The sequence below is a fragment of the Aliidiomarina celeris genome, from assembly GCF_003316875.1.
Classification (GTDB): domain Bacteria; phylum Pseudomonadota; class Gammaproteobacteria; order Enterobacterales; family Alteromonadaceae; genus Aliidiomarina; species Aliidiomarina celeris.
In genome coordinates this window covers 83,215-106,306 of the sequence record NZ_QMIL01000005.1, presented here as the reverse complement: position 1 = coordinate 106,306, position 23,092 = coordinate 83,215, and the positions used below count along the sequence as shown (strand labels likewise).

Below are 23,092 nucleotides of genomic sequence, written 5' to 3'. Positions count from 1 at the left end.
CTACAGCGACCAACTGCGGCGAAACTCTGTAGCTTGGCGCTTGGAAATATCTACTTTTAGTCCATTTGCTAAGTTCACAGAAAAACCGCCACTTAAAGTGGGCTCTAAACTGTCAATAAAGTGCGTGTTAATAATCCAGCTTCGGCTCGCACGAAAGAAACGCTGTTCGTCCAAGCGCTCCATCACTTGGCTAATGGGCCGATAAACAGCCGGTGTCTCTTGCGCAAGGTGTACACGGGTGTAATTCCCCATGGCTTCGAAGGCATAAATGTCTTCAACCCGAATAAAGAAACAGCGCTCTCTGTCTTTAATAAAAATCCGCTGCTCTGTAGCCAGCTTCGGTTGTGCTGCACTTACTTTTTGTAGCGCTGTTTGCAGTCGCTCTTGCCGCACTGGCTTTAATAAATAGTCGAGTGCATTGTATTCAAACGACTTCACTGCATAGTCGTTAAACGCCGTTACAAAAATAACCTGTGGCGGGTGGCTTACTTGCTCAAGCACATCGAACCCACTGCCGTCGGGTAAGTCAATGTCGAGTAATACCACGTCTACTGGGGTTGAATTAAGTAAGGAAACCGCCTCTTTCACATTTGCAGCCTCGCCTACTAGCGTACAATTCGAGCATTCATTGAGCTGCTCGGTTAATTCGAGCCGCGCCAATCGGCTGTCGTCAACAATAGCGATTCGCATGGTTACTCCCTGCTCGTTTTAGTCGTCGAGAAACACAAGCGGTAAAGTAATTTCAGTTACCACAGTGTCGTACTCAGCAGTGTACTTGTGCCGAGTAAGCATTACATTCACCAGCGCCTTGTCGTGTTTATGCGCCTTATCTTTATACAGTAGCGCAAGCCGGTCACGAATATTCTTAAGGCCCACTTTTTCGTTTTTGCCAGAAGAAGGAGCATCGGGCTGCGCTGTGGGAGCTGGGTTTTCTACCCGAATGTATAACAGAAACCCTTCAACTTCTCGCAGGCGAACGCTTATGCTGCCGCCTTCGCGACATTGAGATATACCATGCTTAATCGCATTCTCTACACACAACTGCAACACCATGCGTGGAATAAGCGCTTGCTTTAAATGTTCAGGCGCCTCACTTTCAAATTGCAGCCGCTCTTCAAATTGAATTTTACACAACTCAATGTATTCAGACACGATATTGAGCTCGTGAGCAACAGTTACTTGTGCACCTTCGGCAGGTTGCAGGCTATAGCGCAACATATCCGCAAGGCGAGCGAGGCTTTCTCGCGCACGATGCGGGTCTTCAAGTATTAAGGCGCGAATATTATTGATCATATTAAACAAAAAATGAGGACTTAACTGCTGTTCGAGTACTTGCAACTGGCTGCTCGCCAACGCCTCTTTCGCGAGCCGAAGCTGGCGCGCTTTTACCAAGGTAAGGTAAATTCCACTCCACAGCATAAGGGCCAATGCCATGTTAGTCCCATTGGCCCAAAACACCGCGTGAAAAACCTCTTGTGTTTGCCCGGTAGCAATGGGGTCTATAATACCCATATAAGCAAAGCTCAAAACCAAAGCAAACAGCATGCATGCGGCAAAGGCGCCCCCCACCAGGGCTGCTAACAAAAAGTAGAGAAACTGCCATACCACCGCTTGGTCTTTGTTCCATTTTCGGTAACCACAACGCATGCCATGAGAAAAAATCCCTGCGCTTGCCACCAAAACACCACCGAAAATATATTCCAGCGGCGTAAAACCAAAGGCTGTGCGTAAACTCAGCATTAGGCTGCTATAGAGCAACAACCAGCCTACCAGTTGATACAGCGGATAATAACGAGAGTGCATAAGGTTCCTTAAAGCAGAGAGCCGCCTAGGGCAGCTCGCTCAGTTGCTTTTCGCCAGTGAGTAGTGCTAAAGCGGGTTCGTTTACACTAACTGACTGGTTATTTAACAGCACTACAGCCCGCGAACCGTCTAAATAAAAACCAACAAAACTTGCAAACCCTGCGGTTTGGCCGTTATGCCACGCGTATGGTTTGCCATTTGGATCTTTTGCAATAATCCAGCCCATCGCCTGCTCACAGCAGTCACCTAAAGCGTCTTGCGATTGCAGTACTTGCGCTACTACGGGGTGATTCTCGGCTAACCCCTGCTGCATAAAGCGCACATAATTCACCATGTCGCTTAGCGTTGCCACCACAGCTCCAGCGCCTGCAAGCGCCTGAAAACGCCAAGCGGGAGTGCTTTCACCTAATAGATCATGGCCCTCGGCTAACTGTTCGTGCACCTTGTGGCTAGCCATTGCCACATAACTGTTCGCCATGCCTGCGGGCGCAAACACGCGCTCAGCCATAAGTGCAGCAAAATCTGTTTCTGCCTGCCTTGCCAATAGCTCACCGAGTAACCCAAAGGCAAAGTTCGAATACTCATAAACCGGCGCTTGCAACGTTAAGCTCGCCAATGCTTGATTCATACGTGCGCTATCGTAATGAGCGTAGGGGTTATACATGTCGGCACCGTCAAACAGGTTTTCCGGTAACCGTGGTATGCCGCTGGTATGGGTAACAAGCGACATTACCGGCACCCCTTGCGGTGCTTCGGGCCAAAGTGTATGCACCGGTGTGGTAGCCACTAACTGTTCATTGACCATGGCTTCAGCAAGTAAATAGGCCACCATGGTTTTTGTTACCGAGCCAATTTCGTAACGCGTGTGTTCGTTATGCTGGCCAAAGAAGCGAGATTCCGAACCTGCTTGGGTGATCAGAGCAACGGCGCCGCCATGCTCACCCAATGTTACTTTGGGGCAGCAGCTGGCTCCTCTCCCTGAGCAACCTTGCTGAGCGTAAGCGAACGTTTCTGACCTTGCAGGAAGTCACCGTGGTAGCCTCCTTCCGCGTACGTCCCGCTGTAACTTGCACTAATCATTGGGCTGCTAAAGCTCATCTGCGTTGCATCAATGCTAAAGTCGGTTAACGGAATGCCGTAACTTTGCTGCGCGGGGCTGTCTAGCGTGGCGTAATAACCGTCGTGAAGAACGGCCACATTCACCTGCAAAGGCAGTTGAGTGCGCCGATTCACTAGCATTTCTCCGGCATAACGGCCTTCAAATGCCATGCGCTCAAGGTCTTCGCTGTCGAGCCGGTGCAACGTAAGCGAATACGCTTTACCTTGGGTAAAAGTTCCCGTTAGCGTGTCACCTTCGAACTCACCTTTAAAACTCGCTGACAATTGCGCGTCGGTAAATTCTAACTCGTTATCGCTCAAGGTAAACGAGGTTGGCGCCTTGGCAAACATACCTTGATTTGGGCTGTCGAGCGTTAACACGCCGTTCTCTATGGTGTAACCAATGGTTAAAAATATACCATTTTGAACTTCAAGCTTGCCCCGCCACACGCCTTCCGGCGACGCTGCAAACACCGCTGTGCTGGTAAACGCGAGTATAAGTGACGTGCCAACAATGGTGCGTAAATACTGATTCATAGTCTTCATTGTGTTCCCCTTTTGTTCACTGCCTAAGCAATTTGTGCTTTGCAGTGTAAAACCAAAAACGCCCGCTGACACAAAAATATGACCAGCGGGCGCAAGAGCGGATAAGCGGAGAACGAGTATTCGTGGCGTTGTTACGCAATTATCTGAGCGTAACGAACTCCTCAGCAGAGGTAGGATGAAGCGCCACAGTGCTGTCGAAGTCGGCTTTGGTTGCGCCCATTTTCATCGCCACCGCGAAGCCTTGTAAAATTTCGTCCATACCTTCGCCAATGCCGTGCAAGCCAACCACCTTTTCGTCGGTTCCCACACACACGAGTTTGAACGAGCTTAGCGCCCGATGAGGCGTTATGGCATTGTACATAGCGGCAAAACTAGAGCGGTACACTTTTACTTCTGTTTCACCATACTTGGCAATCGCTTCATGTTCCGTTAACCCGATGGTGCCGATCGGCGGGTGGCTAAATACTACCGTTGGAATCAAGCTGTAATCCATATGGGCGTCGGGCATATCCTTGTTGAATAACCGCTCTGCTAACAATCGGCCTGCTTTTATCGCTACCGGTGTAAGCTGCGCCTCGCCAGTGATATCGCCCACTGCATAAATACCTTTTACATTGGTATTTTGATACTTGTCGGTGCGAATATAGCCTTGCTCGTCTGCTTCTACACCAGCCGCAGGCAAGTTAATTTTGTCCGTTGTCGGCTCTCTTCCTATTGCCCAAATTAAGCAGTCGACCTGTTCTATCACTTCGTCGTTCATGGTGGTGATGGTAAGCAAACCATCGTTACCTTTCTCCACAGATTTCACTTCCGAGAAGGTATGCAACGCTGGGCCGTCTTGTTTCAAACGTTCCAGCAGCGCGTCTATAATGTCGCGGTCGAAATAACGCAATGGCCGATCTTGGCGAACCAGTAAGTGTGCTTCTGTACCCAATGCATGCAGTACGCCGGCAATTTCCAACGCAATATAGCCGGCTCCAACAACAACTGCTTTTTTAGGTTGCTCTGTGAGTGCAAAGAAACCATCCGAATCAATACCGTATTCTGCGCCCGGTACGTTTGGAATTGTCGGCCGGCCACCCACCGCAATGGTAATGTGGTCGGCAGTAATTCGTTCGCCGTTTACTTCCACCTCATTGGGCCCTACAAACGACGCAAAGCCCTCGATATATTCCACGCCATTACCTTGAAAGCCACGATGATAACTGCCGTGAATGCGCTCAATATAAGCTTCTCGGTTTTTCACCAAGGTATTCCAGCTAAATGCATTTTGCGCTAACTCAAAACCGTATGCCTCAGCATATTTCACCGCTTCAGCAATATGCGCGCCGTACCACATAACCTTTTTAGGAACACAACCTACGTTTACACAGGTACCACCCACGGCTTTTGCTTCAATAACGGCGGCTTTCGCACCACGTATCGCTGCTCGATTTGCCGAGGCAATACCGCCACTACCGGCGCCAATACTTAAATAGTCAAAATGTCTTGTGCTCATACTACAAAATCCATGGCTCAAAAAATGAAAGCGCTATGATCGCATGCAGCACGAGAGGCTGCAAATATAGTTTGCTGCTTTCTCGGGTCCAGCGGGCATATCATAGTTCCTACACCCTCATTCGATTAAAACTGGCATTTACGCATTCTTTACGTCACATTATTCAGTTCGCGTCGAATGTTAATCGCCTAGGAAGGTAAAGTAGGTTAGAGAGCGCACAACGGAGTTTTACATTTGAGGTTTTATGATTACCGCAGCTTGGGAGTTCAACTGCTTCTCGCCTGTTTGCTTATAGCGCCAGCCGAGAAGGCCTATGCTGATCCTCCCGAAAAGCAGACCGAAACAGAGGAGCTTCCGGAGCTTAATGTTGCGTGGATCGACAATTTCCAAGACGGTGTAGAAAATACCGTCGACAATACCGCACGTTGGTTTGACCAATTTTTTGGTTCCGACCGTTCCTTCGACGACAACTACGACTCGCAAGGCCGCTTGTCGATTGGGCCGAGCTGGAGTGCTTACGACGGTTGGGAAGTAAAATCTCGATTTCGTGCCCAATTTCGTTTACCGCAAGCCGAAGAGCGCTTCTCTGCCATTATTGGCCGCGGGAACTTCGACGACGTGCTCGACAATGATCAATCCACTTTTGAACAGTCCGTTTTACAGTCGTACGCCGACGACGAGGAATGGATTCTTGGCTTAGGCTTTGACCCTAAGTTAGGGGAAACCAACCGGCTCTATTTCAGTGCGGGTATACGCAAAGGGCTTAAAGCCGACTTATATGCCCAAGGCCGCTATTTGTGGCAGCGAAAACTCAATGACTACTCACAGTTACGGGTGCGCAGCACCTTGTTTTGGCGCGACTCCGACGGTTTTGGCGTGAACGAACGCCTCGACTGGGAAGCCAGTATGCGCGAGGCATGGCTGGCGCGCATCAGTGTAGACCTTACTTTAGCCGAACGTACAGACGGCGTGCGTTGGCATAATTCGGCTGCACTCTTTCACCTCTATGGCGAGGAACGTGCTATTGCCGGCGAAGTTTTCATTCAAGGGCAAACCAGCGCAAAGGTTCCCGTGCGTGACTACGGTTACCGTATTATTCACCGCCGTGAATGGTTTCGCGAATGGTTGTTTTTAGAAGTGTGGGCGGGGCAACACTGGCCCCGCGAGGAATTGGAACAGCAACGCAAGTTGCGTTACATGTTTGGTCTTGAAGTTGCAATGTGGTTCGGTCGTTAGTCTTGGAAGTTATCGAGGTCGATATCTTCATTCAAGTTGATCTCCACACTTGCCCGCTCCCGCAACAATTCAATGGTACCGTCGATACCGCGCTGGCGGAGCGACGCCTGCATTTCAGACTGCTGGGCATTAAGCAAGCTCACGCCTTCAGCAACCAAGTCGAAAGCCAGCCAAGGCGACGTAGGTGTACGACGTTGCAAATGGAAATCGAGCCGCACCGGCGGACGCCCGCCTTCTTCAATGAGCTGCCCCCGAACCACCACACGGCGCTCGTTCGCATAATCTTCTTCGCGGCCAAACTCGAGCTTGTGCTTGGTTTCGTCGTATTGGGTAAAGACCCGCGCATACGTGGTTACTAAGTAGTCGCGAAATGCTTCTACAAATGCGTTCTGCTGTGCTTCGCTTAAGCGCTGCCAATTCCGCCCCATAACCATACGGGCTGCAAATTCGTAATCCGAATGTGGCAGCAGCTCGTCGGCCATGATGGTACGTAAATAATTCGGCTCCGCCTCTATTTTACTGCGCTCGTTACCAATACGCTCCAGTACCCTTTCTGCAATTCTTTCTAAGAGCCGGTAGGGATTCTCAGGCTCAGCGGCCTTGAGCGTTGGGGTGAAAATGAAAACAAAAGCTACACACAGTAGCAACAACCGTTTCATGCTGTACTCCAATAAAAAAAGAATGCCCTGTAGAGTTCGTTCTACAGGGCATTTTGGTTCACTTTCAAGCGGGCGTCTAGTACAGAAACTGTAAGGAAAGTTTTCCTTTAGCTCGCTAAAGTAAAGAAAACACCGGCAATGGAGGCACTCATAAAATTCGCTAGAGTCGCCGCCAATAGGGCTCTTACACCTAATTGCGCAATTTCTTTACGGCGACTGGGGGCCATGCCACCGAGCCCGCCGAGCAAAATCGCAATTGACGAAATATTTGCAAAACCACAGAGCATAAAGGTGACAATAACCTGAGCCTGGGCGCTCATTTGGTCCTTGTAATTCACGAAGTCCAAATAAGCAACGAATTCATTTATGGCTAATTTTTGGCCGATAAAGCTACCCGCCAGCGAGGCGTCACTCCACGGCACACCCAGCAACCACGCTAACGGCTGGAACACAAAGCCAAAAATTTGTTGCAAGGTCAGTTCGGGCTGGCCAAACCAACCGCCAAACCAGCCCAAAATGCCATTAAACAGTGCAATAAGGGCCACGAAAGCTAGCAACATTGCGCCCACGTTCATGGCCAGTTGCAAACCGCTCGACGCGCCAGACGCGGCTGCGTCAATTACATTGGCGCGACGCTCTTCTGTGGGTACATGGGTGAGCTCATTCTGCGGTTCTTCGGTTTCCGGCATTATAATTTTTGCCATGAGTAACGCACCGGGGGCGGCCATAAAACAAGCAGCAATTAAGTATTTCAGCTCAACACCAATGCCTGCGTACCCAGCCAGTACCGAACCGGAAACGGAGCCTAAGCCCCCCACCATCACGGCAAATAACTCTGAGCGTGTCATGGTTGGAATATAGGGGCGAACCACCAGAGGCGCTTCTGTTTGGCCAACAAAAATATTCGCGGCGGCCGACATCGACTCAGGGCGACTCGTACCCAGCAGCTTCTGCAGCCCGCCACCAATTAACTTGATAATCCACGCCATCACGCCAATATGGTACAGAATAGAAATAAGCGCTGAGAAGAAAATAATAACGCCAAGTACATGAATGGCGAAAATAAAGCCTTGTGAATACGCACCGATGTCGCCAAACAAGAACGCAAATCCGGCGTCGGCGTAGCCAATAACATTGGCAACGCCGTTCGACATAGACAACAGCACGTCTTGCCCAAACGGCACATACAAAACAAATGCGCCTAAGCCGACTTGCAGTGCAAATGCACCCACCACAGTACGCCATTTAATGCGCGAACGCGCCGTTGAAAAAATATATGCAACGCTGAGTAAAAACAGCATGCCGAGTAGGCCTATCATAAGCGTTCCCTAAGTTTTAATTATTCTGCAAGTAACTGCCGTATTTTTGTTTTTATAATATCGATAGCAATTTCGTTTTGGCCACCACGGGTTACCACTAAATCTGCGAAATGCTTCGATGGCGCGATAAAATTAAAGAACGCTGGGCGTACATAATTTTCGTACTGCTCGGTAATAGAGCTTAAACTACGGCCGCGCTCTTCAATATCACGGTTTATTCTGCGCAATAAACAAATGTCGAGCGGCGTGTCCATAAATACCGAAATGTCGAACTGCTCCCGCAGTGCAGGGTCATTCAACAATAAAATACCTTCCACCAAAATAACCCGTGCAGGCGTTACCTGAATGGTTTCTTTTACCCGCGTATGGTCGCGGTAACTGTATTGCGGCATTTCAATGCTGTGGCCGGCACGCAGCTCCTTTAAATGCTGCTCGAGTAGCTCGTGTTCAAAAGCGCTGGGGTGGTCATAGTTGGTCAGCACTCGCTGTTCGAAGGCTAAGTGGCTTTGATCACGATAATAAGCGTCTTCCGACAATACCGAAATGCGCTCACCTCCAAGCTCTGCCACCAGCTCTTGGTAGACCGTTGACGCGAATAAGCTTTTTCCAGAAGCTGACGGACCAGCAATAGCAATAATGGTTGTTTTATGACCCACAAGAACCCTTTTAAACGACAATGACTCCGGCACAATTGCGCGCCATTATCGCCAATTCAGCCGCATTTATAAACTGTAAATTCACGATCCCTAAGAAAAGCCCGAATCGCTCTTGCACTTTGACGCGTTCCCGAGGCATTCTCTACCCACGGCCTCACGTAATTTTTTAACCATGACTCTACATAATTTGCGCCAACAAATAGAAGCTCTCGACGCCGAACTCCTGCACTGTTTGGCACGCCGCCGTGAATTAGCGCTCGATGTGGCAAAAGACAAAGCCGAACGCCAAGGCCATGTGCGCGACACCGGCCGCGAAGCTGAGCTCTTGCTTAAACTCATGGCGCAAGGGCAGGCTTTGGGGCTCGACCCCGCCTATTTAACGCGGCTTTACCACATTATTATTGAAGACTCCGTATTAACGCAACACGCGTGGCTGCAGCAAGGCAACTCGCAAGGCCAATTAGCCATTGCTCACCTTGGCATGCCGGGCTCTTACTCCCATTTAACCGCACAAAGCTACGCGCACCGGCGCAATTGCACGTTACAGGGCTTTTCCTGCGACACCTTTAACGACGTAATCGCCACCGTAGAAGACGGTCGCGCTAGCTTAGGGGTGTTGCCAATCGAAAATACCTCGTCGGGCTCTATTAATGACGTGTATGACTTATTACGGCACACCCACTTGCATATTATTGGCGAGTCGTACTTACCCGTCGACCACCACTTATTAGTGAAACCCGGCACCGCACTTGACGCACTCCAAGTGGTGTATGGCCACCCGCAGGCGCTTACGCAGTGTTCACAATTTTTAGCTAAATTGCCGCAGCTGCGTCTTGAGCCCTGCGCCTCTTCGGCCCATGCCATGCGCCACGTTGCCGAAGATCAAAACCCGCACAGTGCCGCCATAGGGCCACAAAGCGGCGGCGCACTCTACGACTTGGTTGCATTGGCCGACGGTATGGCGAATCAAAAAGAGAACCATACACGCTTTATTATAGTTAGCCGCGACCCTATTCGCGTACCGAACCAGTTGCCTGCGAAAACCAGCCTTATTATGGCAACGCACAATCAACCCGGTTCGTTGGTAGACGCTCTACTCGTGCTGCGTAACCACAATATCAACATGGCAAAACTCGAGTCGCGGCCCATGCCGGGCAACCCATGGGAAGAACTTTTTTATGTAGACGTGCTCATTAACAGCGACACGGAACAGTGGCGCGGTGCTGAGCGTGAGCTCAAAGCCACTACACGCTTTATAAAAATATTGGGGTGCTACCCAGACGAGCGTATTCAAGCTACACACGCAGCCATACCGACAAACACAGCCCCAGAACCAACTCGATAAGCGTGAACAACGCAAAAATGCGCGCAATCTTTTTTAAAAGCGAACGCGTTTTGTATTATAGTTCGCAATAGAGTTTGGTGAATACTGAAGCCAACAATTCCATAATCGCCGCACGTTAATGGCAGGTTTACTGATGAAATACACACTTCGAATGACTAGCGTTTTTGCCCTACTTTGGCTCGTTGTGGGTTGCGCAACCGCCCCCATAGATCCCACCAGCATTCCCATTGCCCAACGTTGTGGCGCCGACGCAACCCCTATTGACCGAGTGCAACAATACCTCGATGAACAAGTAATTATTGAAGGCGTAGTCAGTGCCAGCTTTCAAGGCGAAGACCGCCTGAACGGCTTTTTTGTGCAGTCTCCTGGCACAACGATGACCGTGCCGCGGCCTGCTCTTTTTGTGCGTGACGAAAACTTCGGCACGCCGGTGCAAGCCGGTGATCGAGTGCGCATTGAGGGTATGCGTGGCGAATACGGCGGGGGTACTGCCATTCATTCAGTAAGCGAACTTACGGTATGTAGTCGCAACCAAAATTACACCGTGGTACCACTCGAACTGCCTATCGACTATGTGGCACAGTACGACAATTTACTGCACCAAAGGGTGCGCATTACCCATTCCATGACCGTCGTTGGCCATTACCAACTCAGTCGTTTTGGCACCCTCGACCTCGCCACTGAAGTGCTCTGGGTACCTACGCAAATTACGTTGCCAGGCATTAGCGCACGCGACCACAGCGCTCACAATTTTCTCCGCCGCATCGTTTTAGACGACGGCTCAGAGGTTGAAAATCCAAGTTCGGTGCCCTACCCAGCGCCCGAGCTAAGCGTTAATAATACCGTTCGCTCGGGTGACACAGTAAATAATATTGAAGGCATTTTAGTACGCGTAGATGATGCCTACCATATTCACCCGGTTCGAACGCCTAACATTATCGCCAGCAACCCACGGCCTGAAGGGGTGAACCTGCCCGGCCGAGGCGACATTCGCGTAGCGGCCTTTAACGTATTGAATTACTTCAATGGCGACGGTCAGGGAGGAGGATTCCCAACGCCACGTGGAGCCCGTACGCCTGAGGAATTTGAGCGCCAACGGGCTCGTATTATTGCAGCTATGGTGGGCATGAACGCCGATGTTTTTGCGTTGATGGAGCTTGAGAACGATGGTTTTGGTAGCAACAGCGCTATTGTGGATTTAACCCAAGGCTTGCAAGCGGCCGCAAATGCCGCTGGTTTAAATGCACGTTATGCTTTCGTTCGCCCTAGCGCTTCGCGAATTGGCGGCGATGCCATTACTCAAGCCATTATCTACCGAGCCGATCGGCTTGAAGAAATAGGCCGTACTGCATTTACTGAGAACGCGCCTTTTGATCGTGGCAGCCGCCCGCCACTGGCGCAAAGCTTTCGCAGCCGCGCCACCGGGGGTGAATTTACCGTGGTTGCGAACCACTTTAAAAGCAAAGGCAGCTGCCCGAGTGAGCAGTCTAACCCGAACAGCAACAGAGGTGATGGCCAAGGTTGTTGGAGCCCTTTACGCACCGACACAGCAACTGCGTTAGCTCGCTGGCTACGGGAATTTCCAACCGGCGTTGAGCATCGCAATATGATCCTACTCGGCGATTTTAACAGCTATGCCATGGAAGACCCCATGGTAGAGCTACGCCAGCACGGCTACATCAATATTGCGAATCGCATGGCACCAGAAGGCTACACTTACGTATTTCGCGGCGAACGCGGCAGCCTCGATCATATCTTGGCGCACCGTACCATGTTAGAAGCGGTTACCGGCATCGACTTTTGGAACATTAACGCCGACGAGCCCGTTGCGCTCGAGTACGGTACGCGCTTCAAAACGCCGGAACAGCAGCAGAATTGGTATGCGCCTACGCCGTTTCGAAGCTCTGATCACGACCCAGTTATTATTGAAGTAGACACTCGTAAACTTTAATTTGGCAATCACCCTAATGCAATTGTTCGATTAGGGTGATTGATATGAATCAACACAAACATTAACAAAGTCTGATATATTGAATGCACGATGCGTTTTACGCAAAACACGACAAGGCTGGCAATAGTCAGGCAAGGAGTTATTCATGAAACAGCTTAATGTTATTGGACTCGACCAAAGTGGCGCCGAACAGCTCGGTAAAAAGCTCAACACCCTGTTGGCAAACTATCAGGTGCTCTACATGAACGTACGTGGTTTTCACTGGAACGTGCGCGGCGAGCGTTTTTTCGAACTGCATGTTAAATTCGAAGAAACGTACAACGACTTACTGCTTAAAGTTGACGAAATTGCTGAACGTATTCTTACTTTAGGTCAGCGCCCAGAGCATTCCTATAGCCATTATTTAAACGGTAGCGCCATTCAAGAAGCCACGAACGTAACCGACGGCCGCGAATGTGTGAAAGCACTGCTTGAAGGCTATAAAGTGCTGATCCAGCAACAACGCGACATTTTAGAAGAAGCAGGTGCTATTCATGACGAAGGTACCGCGTCGTTGATGAGCGACTACATTAGCGAGCAAGAAAAAACCTCTTGGATGCTCACCGCCTACCTTGGCTAATGAGTAACTCCGCGAATGAAGTAAAGCGCGGCTGCCTTGTTGGTGTAATTGATATCGGTTAGAATATGCGGCCATTTTTTACGCACTGGATTTACGTTCCAGGCTGCTGAAGGAAACCACTATGAATTACATCTGCGCCGCGCTCTACAAATTTGTGGAGCTCGACAACTATACTGATCTCCGCCAACCGCTTTACAACATCATGGCTCAACACGAGGTAAAAGGTACCTTGTTGTTAGCACGTGAAGGCATTAATGGAACGATATGTGGCACGCGTGCCGGTGTCGACGCGGTATTGGGCCATTTAAAAGCAGACCCACGATTCGCCGACCTTGAACACAAAGAGTCGCCTAGTGACGAGCAAGCTTTCTATCGCACCAAAGTAAAGCTCAAGAAAGAAATCGTTACCCTTGGGGTCGACTGGGTTGATCCAAAAAATATTGTCGGCACCTACGTAGCGCCAAAAGACTGGAATAACCTTATTCAAGACCCCGAAGTGCTGCTCATAGACACCCGTAACGACTATGAAGTTGCCGTTGGCACCTTTGCCGGCGCGGTTGACCCAAAAACCGTCACCTTTCGCGACTTCCCTGAGTATGTTGAGCAGCATCTTGATAAAAACAAACACAAGAAGGTAGCGATGTTTTGTACCGGCGGCATTCGCTGCGAAAAATCTACGGCGTATTTGAAAGGCCTTGGTTTCGACGAGGTTTATCATTTACACGGTGGTATTTTGAAGTACTTGGAAGAAGTACCAAAAGAAGAAAGCTTGTGGCAAGGGGAATGTTTTGTGTTTGATCAACGCGTAACGGTCAAGCATGGTCTCGAGCAAGGCTCATATGACCAATGCTACGCGTGCAGAATGCCCATTACCGAAGCGGAAATGGCCTCTGACTACTACCAAAAAGGGGTAAGTTGTCCGCATTGTTACGCAAAAACCAGCAGCGAACAGAAAGCCCGCTTTGCCGAGCGCGAAAAACAAATTCAACTGGCCAAGGCCCGCGGCGAAAAACACATTCGCGACGGGCGCATGGAAGGCTAGTTAAGTTTCCTCATCGCTCACGCTTGGTAGGCGTACCGCCTGCCAAGCTGCGATAAGGCTGAGGGCGATTAACACCATCAGCACCACATCGGTGCCGAACCACTGGTCGACAAAGCCCAATAACCCTCCTGCGAGCAGTAAAATACCAATCAGCGTGTTACTCACAGCCGTATATTGGGCTCTATTGGTTTGGTTTGCCATGTCAATTAAATAGGTTTTTCGCCCTACCCGTGCGCCGTGGTGCGCCACTGCCGCCGAAAAAATCAGCAAACCACCCACCCATGGTAAGCTCAGCCAGCTTGCTTGTGCTGCATGCATCAGCAGCGTAACCGCCATTACCACAGCTGCTACCACCGCTGCCGCAGCCATAACATGGTGGCTTGCACGATCAGACCAACGCCCCCAAAAGTTACCGGCGAGCATACCTGCCAATCCGCTGGCTAACATCATGCCGCCAAGGCTTGTGAGTTCACCGTCGCTTTGCTGTTGAATAAGCACCACAATGTAAGGAATTGCAAACGCAGAGGCGACCAGAAAAGCGCGAGTCACCACGAAATGGCCAAATTGTGGTTCTTCAATCACTAATTTAATCGACTTCAACGCCGTGCGAATGGCATTCCCGCCCCCCTCCGTTGCCCCTTTAATTTCCGGCACTTGTGCATAGCTGACAGCCGCGAACAACCAGAGCAGCCCAGCTCCAAGCAGCAAGGCGTAAAAAACAAACATTTGGCTTTCGCCTTCACTGAACGCAGGGGTAAAAAGAATGACCAACGCTACACCAAGGGTTATCGCGCCAGATACGCTTGAAGCAATGCCCGTTAATCGCCCACGGCGCGACTTCGACACAGTTTTGCCCACTACGTCTTTGTCGGTAACCGAGCACACTCCCCGCGACACGCTGAACACACACAACCAAGCCACCACCCACCAAGCAAAGCTGGCGCCACTCAATACTCCCAAACCCAGCGCCATTGCCAACAAAGATAAGGCCTGACCAATACTGCCCGCAACCCAAAACCATTTACGAATAGGTTGTTCTCGTAAACGTTGAGCGATAAAAAGCTGAGGGAGCAACGACAGTGACTCGCGCAGTGGTACCAGTAAGCTAATAAAAAATGCAGGGGCACCGGTAGCAGACAACATCCAGGGTAGCACCAAGCGAGCCGACACCAAGGCGTCGCCAAGCTTTGTTAGGCTCAACGCAACGAGCATGGCTAGGAACGCCTTCGGCTGTTCATTGCAGGCTTCGTCGGGAATGTCTTTACATACTCGGGCGTCTTCGTCTTCTGCCAAAACGCCGTAAATGCGCTCACTCCATCGCTTTTTGTCTGCCACAGTGACCTCTGTTTAGTGTGTTGGATGTGTTTATTGAAGCATATCTTGAGCCAATGAGAACCTTTTCTAAATAGATTGCGTAAATTATGTACTTTTTTTATACTGGTCTTCTTCGTGGAGCTTGCAAGGGTAACGCCAAGGTTTTGTATGCAAATTAGTACCTATGACATGTGGAGTGGCGACTTTCCGGTGGTAACACCGCGCGGTAACGTGCCCGATGTCGGCGATACCAGCGACACAACCACTACGATTGCTAGTCCAGGACTAGAGTTTGCGCAAGAACGCTATGCCGCACTTCAGTTCGACATGATGCAAAACATGGACGCGCGCTTAGCCGCTTTTGAAGAACGGCAAAGTTCTGAGTTTCAGCGTAATAACAGCGATGAAAGCAGTTCGCCTTTCGCAACAACAGGCAACAGCACTGCGGGCGCGAGTAACGACGACGCCGACACGACTGAATTCAGTTACTACTCTCAAGCACAGGCAAGTGCAACACAAAATACCGCCTTAAATATTGCAGAAGCCACTCGAGTGGTGGCCAACGACATCGCAGCGAATGGGCAGGCAAGCATTACAGCGCAAGCGAATATTCCGCCTCAGTTTGCCGCCAGCCTACTTGCAGACTAGTTTTTCTGCGGAATCAATAAGCTACCTACAAGCGCTGAAAAAGTGTTCAATAGGTTTGTTTTGCACTATACTAAAGGTAAGCATAAAACTCTGTAGGGGAGGCAAACATGCGTATAGAAAACACGGGTAACACTCAAAGTTTGCTGCAACAAATTCAAGAGCGGCAAAATGATCAAATGCGTCAGCTTGCTTCCGGCAAGCGTGTTGAACGCGCTTCTGACGACGCCGCAGCAATGCAAATTATTGAGCGTTTAACCGCAGAAAGCGAAGCTTACCAACGCTCGTTAGGTAATGCGTACGACGGTATGTCTATGCTCGCGGTTGCCGAAGGCGGCTTAGAGAACGTAAACGACGACTTAACTCGTATGCGTGAGCTCACTATTCAGGCCGGCAATGGCGCATTGTCCGACGCAGACCGCGGCGCATTGCAAGGTGAAATTGAAGCACTCCGAGACAATATTTACCAAACTATGGAACGGACCGAGTTTGGTGGCCAATCGTTGCTTACGAATAATGAGTCACGAGATTTCATGGTTGGCAGCCAAGGCGGCGACAATATTAGTGTTGAATTACGCGACATGCGTGAAACCTTATCAGGGCTCGATAATATTGACTTAACCGACCCAGAAGCTCGGGGTAACTTACTCGACGAGCTCGACGCGGTACAAGAGCAGGTTACCGAACAACGCGCTACTTTCGGGGCCCAAGAAAATGCTTTTCGCTCGGCCGCAGAAAATCTAATGACTACAGGCATAAATATGCAGGAGTCACGCTCTCGAATGGAGGATCTGGATTACGCAATGGCGACTGCCAACAATATCCAGAACCAAATTCTGCAAAACGCCAGTATATCAATGCAAGGCCAAGCTAATGCACAGAATCAACAAGTGCTCAGCTTGCTAGGATAAGCACACCGGCTTTTTAAGCGGTGACCGTGGCACAGGATTGCCCTTGCGCCACTGTTTTCGCGACCCCTTGGCCTAACGCATTATAGCGGCAGTTGTGAGCACCCGTCTGCAGATGAAAACAGTTAAAAAAGGAAGTGGTTTTGGATAAAGCTGATATTCTCTCTAGGCCTCGGCCGGCTCCAGTAGCGCTTGTACTTTGAACCACAAGTAGTTCACAAAAGCGACGAGCCGCAACCAGTCTGGTAAGTCTTCACGCTTGAGGGGAAACGGAGCATGTTGGTTGTACTCTTCGAAGAACCAGTCAATTTCTTCTTCATATAAATCGTTAATGGCCACGCACATAGCTAAGTCAACGCCGGGGTGGTTATACCCCGCATATTCCCAATCTATAATTTTTAAGTGTGGCGTTAAAAAAACATGGTTCATGCTAAGGTCATGGTGGCAGAACACGGTCGGCCCTTGCTCTACTTTTTTTAGTAGCCCTTCATAACTCATTAAGTCTTCACGCATACGCTGCGCGTCTTTCGGCTTCTGTACCTCAAGTGTGTCGCAATAAGCGTGCAAACGCGTTCGCAAACTTGGCGTATTTATATTCGGTTTCTGGTGATGAACTCCTGCTAACGCTCTTGCTAATACACGAATTCGAAGCTCGACCTTAGGAACATTGTCTATAAGGTTTGATGCCAAAAACTCATAAACAACGAGGCCGTCTAACAACGACACAAATATAAGTTTTGGCGCCATATCGAGATCAGCAAAAAAACGCTCTATAGCCATCATGCCATGGCTGTCTCTACCAAACTCTAGATCATGAAAATACTGTTTAACAAAATACCGCTGTTGCCCATTACTTATTTGCCACGTTCTGTTCGACAACTGCTCGCCCATAGGCTCGATTTGCCACGGCCCTTGTTCGGGTAACTTTGCTAAACACCACTGTGGGAAATCTGTCATTAGGTCAACCTAAATACCTTATTTTCATAAATGCGGGTTTGTCGTTCAAGCCGAACGGCTCGCAACGAACGACTTACGCCATGTATAAAAGCCATATGCAGCCATAGCTAAATAAAGTGCATACAATATGGCCGTGAGGGTAAACCCTTTTGTCGCGAAAAGGTAGACATAAAAGGCATCGATTACAATCCAGTACAACCAGTTCTCTACTATTTTACGGGCGACCATCCAAGTTGTGAGCAAACTCGCAACTGTAGTTAAGGTGTCGAGCCAAACCTCCTCGGCATTGGTATACCTGAGCATGAGCCAACTCACGGCGAGCGACACTACTACGACTAAAGCCACAGCGACAATATGCCAACGCCAAGGCCTTGTCGACACCGCTAACGACGCACCGTGAGTACCCGCGAACTTCCATTGCCATAAACCATAACCGGCCATAGCGACATAAAACAACTGTAAGAGCGACTCCATGTAGAGTCGCCCCTCTAAAAACAGCATGGTATAAATTGCAGCACTTAATGCGGCGGCCGGCCAACACCAGAAGCTCTGCCGAATAGCCAAGAGTACATAAGCCAACGCCAATACTACGGCTGCAGCTTCTGCGTTCAATAAAGTACTCCAATTCAACATGCTATGGCCTTAAATCGGTATTAATGAATTTGCACACCAATACCTGTTGAGGTACCGCGCGATACAGTATTTCGAGTTCTTGCGTAAGCACCGCCATAACGTTCTCAAAGCTACCAAACACCTGTGTGCTCATGGTATTTGAGTGTACCTCAATTCTTGGGTCGGCTTGCAGTTTCTCAATAAACTCCTTAATCACAGCCTTGTAGCTTTCATTGACCAAAGGATACAAACTTAACTCTGCAGACAATTCCATAAATACACCTTTTAAAAGAATCAAAAGCGATAGCGAGCACTTACACCAAGTCTACGAGGCTCACCATATTGAACATAGTTTTTAGCGGCATAGTCGTCACGCGGGTCATTACCGAAGTAAAAACCTCGAGTGGTATAGTCTTGGTCGAATACGTTTCGGGCAAATACACTGAATTGCCAGTCTCGCCATTCGTAGTTCAACCGTAAATGAACCAGTTGGTAGGGTTCGCTGCGCTCGTCATGGCTATTTGAATAATAAAAGGCGTCGCGCGCATCAACTTCGGCACGAAACTGTAGTGCCGAGCTAAACATCCACTCAAAGCCAGCAAACGCCTGATATTGAGGGGCATGAGCCTGCTCACGTCCAGTTAAATTGGTTCCATCTTGTAACATTAAGTCTCGATACTCGGTGCGCAGTAAACCAAAGCTCATAAAAACGCGAAGTTGATCCGACGGGGTATAGTCGAACCTAGACTCCACGCCATAGTTTGTGCCAGAGGAAGCATTGTCGAGGTAAGTAACAAATGTAGCTTCACGCTCCACATAAGCATTCACTTGCATGTCGTCGCGCCAACTATAAAAACCAACAATTTCGAAGGCTAAGCTATGTTGCGCGCTGTAATGCCGGTAGCCAACTTCGAATGCACTCAAAAACTCAGGCGAAAATACCGCTCGCTGTTCCAAAAAGTCTCTGAACTCATCTAGGTTCTCGTCTTCCATTCGCCCCAATGCTTCGCCGTTTACACCGCCCGCTTTAAAACCGCGCGCCCAGTTTACGAAAGCAGAACCTTGCTCTGACATCGCATACTCTAGGCTCATACGGCCACCCCAGTTCGACTTTTGTGGCGTCGCCTCAATGCCCCTGGAGTCAATATAGTCATTACTGTATTGCTCAAAACGCACACCCAAATTACCGCGCAAACGTGAGGTAAGTGACATTCCAAGCTCGGCATAAACGGCCTGATTCTCTGTTTCGTAACGGCTGCCAAAAGGCATGCTTAGATAGGTATAGTTTCTTGTGAGTTGTTGCTCTCTACGTTGATGGTAAACACCTGCCAACCAACTCGACTCTATTCCAAACAATTGAATGGGCTGATTAGACAAAAAGCGAGCTTCAATCTCTGTTTGGCTCCTGTCGCGAACATACTCGTCGAATGAATTATATTCCCAGCCGGGCCGAATGCCCTCAAAGGCCCAGTCTTCGTCGAAGCTATACACTGAGTCGGCATTCAGTACAGAGGCCGACAGCTCCATGGTATAGGCGGAATGACCACTGTAGGTAAATAACACTCGGCCCGCATGGCTGTCGAGGGCGTCTTCGCCGGGCGTATCGGCAAGTGTGGTGCGATTCAAGTCGAGAGAAAATGCATCATAGCCATTATTAATGTCGAATCTATGGTAAGTGAAGTCGGCCTGCCAAGCGGGGCTCAGAAGCCAACGTCCGTTTAACCGTAAGCTCAACTCGTCTTGCCGATTAGTGTCGCTTCGGTTCAGGAAAGTATTTTCAATAAAGCCGTCGCTTTCATAACGGTACAAACTCCCGCGCACCGCAACTTGGTCGCTGAACCTCTGCGTCATTGTAAAACCGGCGCCGTAGCTGTTGTAATTCGCCCAGTCTATTTCCACCACACCGTCGGTAAAGTCGCTTAGCGGGGTACTTGTTAAATACACGACTCCCGCCATACCATCGGCACCAAACCGCGTACTTTGCGGTCCGCGAAACACCTCGACTTGACCAATGTCGAACAACGTTGCCGCAGCACCAAGCGCACTGTAGTTAATGCCGTCGAGTACAAGGCCTACGGAAGGGTTTATCGGATCAACAAACTGGCTGCGCTCGCCCACGCCACGAATTTGAATAAAATTGGCCCGCGACGCGCCCGACGACAAATTTACATTAGCCGCCATCGCAAGAATATGCTCAAGATGCTCAGCATTACGTTGTTGAATATCATTTTCGCTGAGCACCGACACACTTGCAGGAAGCGTTTCGATACCACGAGCACGAAAGTCGCCACGCACTACAATACGCTCCATCGGTTCACTGTCCGAGTCGGTATTGTTTTCATTTACGGAGCTAGCATGGGTGTATGTGTGAGCACACACAAGAGGAAGGACAACTAAAAATAATTTGCTTTTCATAAGGATCTCTTCTTTTAAACAACAACTAAAAGATGAGACCCGGTTAAATGCCGTATTGGTCATATTGCTTACCAATCCCTACGCCAGTATTAACCGGATCAGGTACAAAGAGTTCGCTTACGCGTCTCAGCCTTTCGGCACCCCTTTGGTAATTACACAGTATTTGTGTTGCGGCGGAGTATAACGAAATCTCTCCGCCAGTTCTACATTGTTAAATATAACTTAACGCGTCACCAAACAGTTGTGTTTCAGGAAGTTTGTTGGCAAAGAAGTCGTCGCGTGCCACTCGCACCATTTCAAAACGACCGGCAATATAAACGTCATGCTGCGTTAAATCGGCTGTTTCCGCTAACGCAACTTTATGCACCAATCCTTGGTGACCCTGCCAATTTTCAGGCGCTTGCTCTACCACAGGTTGGTATTGGAAACGCTCGTCTTTTGTCGCGAGTTCGCTTAATTGCGTATGCCAGTATAGGTCGCCTAAGGTCTTTGCTCCCCAAAACAGGGTTACCTTTCGGCTCGACGCTGAATTCAAATGCGACCTTATAATTGACCATGCGTAAGAAAACCCTGTACCACCGGCAATCACCAATATATCGCGCTCACTGTCGGTTAAGCCTGCCGTACCTTGCGGTGTGCTAATTTCAATAGTTGTATTTGCCTTAAGCTTTTGCAGCACTTCCCAAGCGTAGGGGTTTTCGGGTGTGGCGCCAATGTGTAGCTCTAATTCTGGCGCCTCAGGTGTTGAAGCAATAGAAAAAGGACGTAAGTCACCGTTGTTCATAACCACACAAACATACTGGCCAGGGATAAACGCCAGAGCTTTCTCTGGCCGTAACAAAACCCGATAAACAAAAGGAGTGAGCGGTTCAATTTGCTGAACATGGCAATTAAGCGTGGTTTTAGTCATTCATTATCCCTAGTTCGTCCCAGAGTTCATCAACCCGTTGCTTCACTGCATCGGTCATTACAATAGGCTCGCCCCATTCTCTGTCGGTTTCGCCCGGCCATTTATTAGTTGCATCAAGGCCCATTTTAGAACCTAAGCCAGAAACAGGGGAGGCAAAGTCCAAATAATCTATCGGCGTATTTTCAATAAAAGTCGTGTCGCGTGCTGGGTCCATACGCGTGGTCATAGCCCAAATCACATCTTTCCAGTCGCGCGCATTAATGTCGTCGTCACACACAATTACAAATTTAGTGTACATAAACTGCCGCAAGAACGACCAAACCCCTAGCATCACGCGCTTGGCATGGCCGGGATACGATTTTTTAATGGTCACTACAGCCATGCGGTAAGAGCAACCTTCCGGGGGTAAATAAAAGTCCACAATTTCAGGAAATTGCTTTTGTAAAATGGGCACAAACACTTCGTTCAATGCTACACCAAGCACTGCAGGTTCATCTGGCGGGCGGCCCGTATAGGTGCTGTGATAAATAGGGTTTTTCCTATGGGTAATTTTGGTTACCGTGAAAACTGGAAAGGTGTCTACCTCGTTATAATACCCAGTGTGATCACCAAATGGCCCTTCCGGCGCCGACTCATTCGGGTCTATATAACCTTCAAGCACAAACTCAGCATGCGCTGGAACTTGCAGGTCGCTGGTTATACACTTCACCACTTCGGTTTTACTGTCTCGTAGTAATCCCGCAAATGCATACTCAGAAAGGGTGTCGGGAACAGGCGTTACCGCGCCCAGAATTGTTGCGGGATCCGCCCCTAAAGCTACTGCAATCGGATAGTTTTTGCCAGGATTTGCTTTACAGAACTCGCGAAAATCGAGCGCGCCACCACGATGGCTTAGCCAGCGCATAATGAGCTTGTTCTTTGCTAGCACTTGCTGCCGATAAATTCCTAAATTTTGACGTTTTTTATGTGGCCCTTTGGTAACGGTAAGACCCCACGTCAGTAATGGGCCGACATCTCCCGGCCAGCACGTTTGAATAGGAATATTCCGAAGGTCAACGTCCGCCTCGTCAATAATCACTTCTTGGCAAGGCGCCTTTTTTAATACCTTCGGCCCCATGCTAAGCACTTTTTTCAACAGGGGTAGTTTACTAAACGCGTCGCGAATACCCGCCGGCGGCTCTGGCTCTTTTAAATACGCCAGTAACTTACCCACGTCACGCAATGCGCCTACGTTCTCCTCTCCCATGCCCAGCGCAACGCGGTCGGGGGTACCGAATAAGTTTGCCAGAACTGGAACCGAGTGCCCCTTCGGGTTCTCAAACAATAACGCTGGCCCACCCGCCTTTAAGGTTCGGTCTGCAATCTCGGTCATTTCTAAATACGGATCAATTTCTTGGGAAATTCGCTTTAATTCACCACGCGCTTCAAGCAAGCTTATAAAATCACGTAAATCGCGATATTTCATACACTGTCCTATTTATCAACATGCGCGCATTATAACGCAAAACCGACTTAAGCGGATCACGGCCACGTGAGATAGCGTATAGCTATCTTATGCT

Annotated in this window: 22 protein-coding genes and 1 riboswitch; of the genes, 7 read left to right on the top strand and 15 right to left on the bottom strand. The window is 49.4% G+C overall.

The genetic code is table 11. The features are described 5' to 3' along the window. From DQW12_RS10475 to gorA, 5 genes are all read right to left on the bottom strand, one after another. Positions 1-690 carry a LytR/AlgR family response regulator transcription factor gene (locus DQW12_RS10475; RefSeq protein WP_113907817.1) on the bottom strand — a complete coding sequence of 230 codons (690 nt, stop codon included), beginning with the start codon at positions 688-690 and terminating at the stop codon, positions 1-3. An 18-nt stretch (positions 691-708) separates the two neighbouring features. Then, entirely contained in the window at positions 709-1,803 is a 1,095-nt protein-coding gene (locus tag DQW12_RS10470) for a sensor histidine kinase (protein ID WP_113907816.1), read from the bottom strand. A 25-nt stretch (positions 1,804-1,828) separates the two neighbouring features. After that, positions 1,829-2,749, bottom strand: coding sequence for a serine hydrolase domain-containing protein (locus tag DQW12_RS10465; RefSeq protein WP_113907815.1), 921 nt, complete (start codon positions 2,747-2,749; stop codon positions 1,829-1,831). Between the two features lie 2 nt (positions 2,750-2,751). Beyond that, complete coding sequence (locus DQW12_RS10460; RefSeq protein ID WP_113907814.1) at positions 2,752-3,447, bottom strand: hypothetical protein; 696 nt, start codon at positions 3,445-3,447, stop codon at positions 2,752-2,754. A gap of 139 nt (positions 3,448-3,586) precedes the next feature. Beyond that, a complete protein-coding gene (gene gorA, locus DQW12_RS10455) occupies positions 3,587-4,945 on the bottom strand; it encodes a glutathione-disulfide reductase (RefSeq protein WP_113907813.1) in 1,359 nt (452 codons plus the stop codon). Between the two features lie 234 nt (positions 4,946-5,179). On the opposite strand from gorA, the gene DQW12_RS10450 reads away from it, so the two are divergent. Then, on the top strand, positions 5,180-6,181 hold the full coding sequence (locus tag DQW12_RS10450) for a hypothetical protein (protein ID WP_113907812.1): 1,002 nt from the start codon (positions 5,180-5,182) through the stop codon (positions 6,179-6,181). Here the strand turns inward: DQW12_RS10450 and DQW12_RS10445 are convergent. The 3 genes from DQW12_RS10445 to udk form a co-directional block, all read right to left on the bottom strand. Then, positions 6,178-6,840: an MlaC/ttg2D family ABC transporter substrate-binding protein gene (locus tag DQW12_RS10445; protein ID WP_113907811.1), complete on the bottom strand. Its 663-nt coding sequence runs from the start codon at positions 6,838-6,840 to the stop codon at positions 6,178-6,180. The two genes, DQW12_RS10450 and DQW12_RS10445, sit on opposite strands and share 4 nt — an antisense overlap. A gap of 107 nt (positions 6,841-6,947) precedes the next feature. After that, positions 6,948-8,159, bottom strand: coding sequence for a NupC/NupG family nucleoside CNT transporter (locus tag DQW12_RS10440; protein ID WP_113907810.1), 1,212 nt, complete (start codon positions 8,157-8,159; stop codon positions 6,948-6,950). A 20-nt stretch (positions 8,160-8,179) separates the two neighbouring features. Then, on the bottom strand, positions 8,180-8,815 hold the full coding sequence (gene udk / locus DQW12_RS10435) for a uridine kinase (protein ID WP_113907809.1): 636 nt from the start codon (positions 8,813-8,815) through the stop codon (positions 8,180-8,182). Positions 8,816-8,987: 172 nt separating this feature from the next. Here udk and DQW12_RS10430 point away from each other — a divergent pair, with 172 nt between their 5' ends. The 4 genes from DQW12_RS10430 (at position 8,988) to trhO (ending at position 13,772) form a co-directional block, all read left to right on the top strand. Further along, positions 8,988-10,160, top strand: coding sequence for a chorismate mutase (locus DQW12_RS10430; RefSeq protein WP_113907808.1), 1,173 nt, complete (start codon positions 8,988-8,990; stop codon positions 10,158-10,160). Positions 10,161-10,293: 133 nt separating this feature from the next. Then, positions 10,294-12,111, top strand: a complete 1,818-nt coding sequence (locus DQW12_RS10425) for an ExeM/NucH family extracellular endonuclease (protein ID WP_157957905.1) — start codon at positions 10,294-10,296, stop codon at positions 12,109-12,111. A 145-nt stretch (positions 12,112-12,256) separates the two neighbouring features. Further along, positions 12,257-12,730: a Dps family protein gene (locus DQW12_RS10420; RefSeq protein ID WP_113907806.1), complete on the top strand. Its 474-nt coding sequence runs from the start codon at positions 12,257-12,259 to the stop codon at positions 12,728-12,730. A 121-nt stretch (positions 12,731-12,851) separates the two neighbouring features. Beyond that, the gene (gene trhO, locus DQW12_RS10415) at positions 12,852-13,772 is read left to right on the top strand and encodes an oxygen-dependent tRNA uridine(34) hydroxylase TrhO (RefSeq protein ID WP_113907805.1); all 921 of its coding nucleotides are present in this window, start codon (positions 12,852-12,854) and stop codon (positions 13,770-13,772) included. Here trhO and DQW12_RS10410 read toward each other — a convergent pair whose 3' ends face one another. Then, positions 13,773-15,107, bottom strand: a complete 1,335-nt coding sequence (locus tag DQW12_RS10410) for an MFS transporter (protein ID WP_113907804.1) — start codon at positions 15,105-15,107, stop codon at positions 13,773-13,775. It abuts the gene before it with no gap. Positions 15,108-15,254: 147 nt separating this feature from the next. Between DQW12_RS10410 and DQW12_RS10405 the strand changes: the two genes are divergently transcribed. Both DQW12_RS10405 and DQW12_RS10400 read left to right on the top strand, forming a co-directional pair. Then, positions 15,255-15,734, top strand: a complete 480-nt coding sequence (locus DQW12_RS10405) for a hypothetical protein (protein WP_113907803.1) — start codon at positions 15,255-15,257, stop codon at positions 15,732-15,734. Between the two features lie 107 nt (positions 15,735-15,841). Further along, the gene (locus tag DQW12_RS10400) at positions 15,842-16,642 is read left to right on the top strand and encodes a flagellin (protein ID WP_113907802.1); all 801 of its coding nucleotides are present in this window, start codon (positions 15,842-15,844) and stop codon (positions 16,640-16,642) included. Positions 16,643-16,804: 162 nt separating this feature from the next. Here the strand turns inward: DQW12_RS10400 and DQW12_RS10395 are convergent, their stop codons facing one another. The 6 genes from DQW12_RS10395 to ubiD all read right to left on the bottom strand — a co-directional run bounded on the left by DQW12_RS10395 (position 16,805) and on the right by ubiD (position 22,998). After that, on the bottom strand, positions 16,805-17,596 hold the full coding sequence (locus DQW12_RS10395) for a phosphotransferase (protein WP_113907801.1): 792 nt from the start codon (positions 17,594-17,596) through the stop codon (positions 16,805-16,807). Positions 17,597-17,641: 45 nt separating this feature from the next. Next, the gene (gene pnuC / locus DQW12_RS10390; protein WP_113907800.1) at positions 17,642-18,229 is read right to left on the bottom strand and encodes a nicotinamide riboside transporter PnuC; all 588 of its coding nucleotides are present in this window, start codon (positions 18,227-18,229) and stop codon (positions 17,642-17,644) included. Position 18,230: 1 nt separating this feature from the next. Further along, positions 18,231-18,482 carry a YkoF family thiamine/hydroxymethylpyrimidine-binding protein gene (locus DQW12_RS10385; RefSeq protein ID WP_113907799.1) on the bottom strand — a complete coding sequence of 84 codons (252 nt, stop codon included), beginning with the start codon at positions 18,480-18,482 and terminating at the stop codon, positions 18,231-18,233. Positions 18,483-18,502: 20 nt separating this feature from the next. Continuing rightward, entirely contained in the window at positions 18,503-20,623 is a 2,121-nt protein-coding gene (locus tag DQW12_RS10380) for a TonB-dependent receptor (protein ID WP_198683949.1), read from the bottom strand. A gap of 58 nt (positions 20,624-20,681) precedes the next feature. Then, positions 20,682-20,778: riboswitch (TPP riboswitch) on the bottom strand. 56 nt (positions 20,779-20,834) lie between these two features. Then, a complete protein-coding gene (gene fre, locus DQW12_RS10375) occupies positions 20,835-21,533 on the bottom strand; it encodes an NAD(P)H-flavin reductase (protein ID WP_113907797.1) in 699 nt (232 codons plus the stop codon). Beyond that, positions 21,526-22,998 (bottom strand): 4-hydroxy-3-polyprenylbenzoate decarboxylase, encoded by a 1,473-nt coding sequence (gene ubiD, locus DQW12_RS10370; RefSeq protein ID WP_113907796.1) that lies wholly within the window; start codon positions 22,996-22,998, stop codon positions 21,526-21,528. The genes fre and ubiD overlap by 8 nt, the downstream gene beginning before the upstream one ends. Between the last annotated feature and the right edge of the window lie 94 nt (positions 22,999-23,092).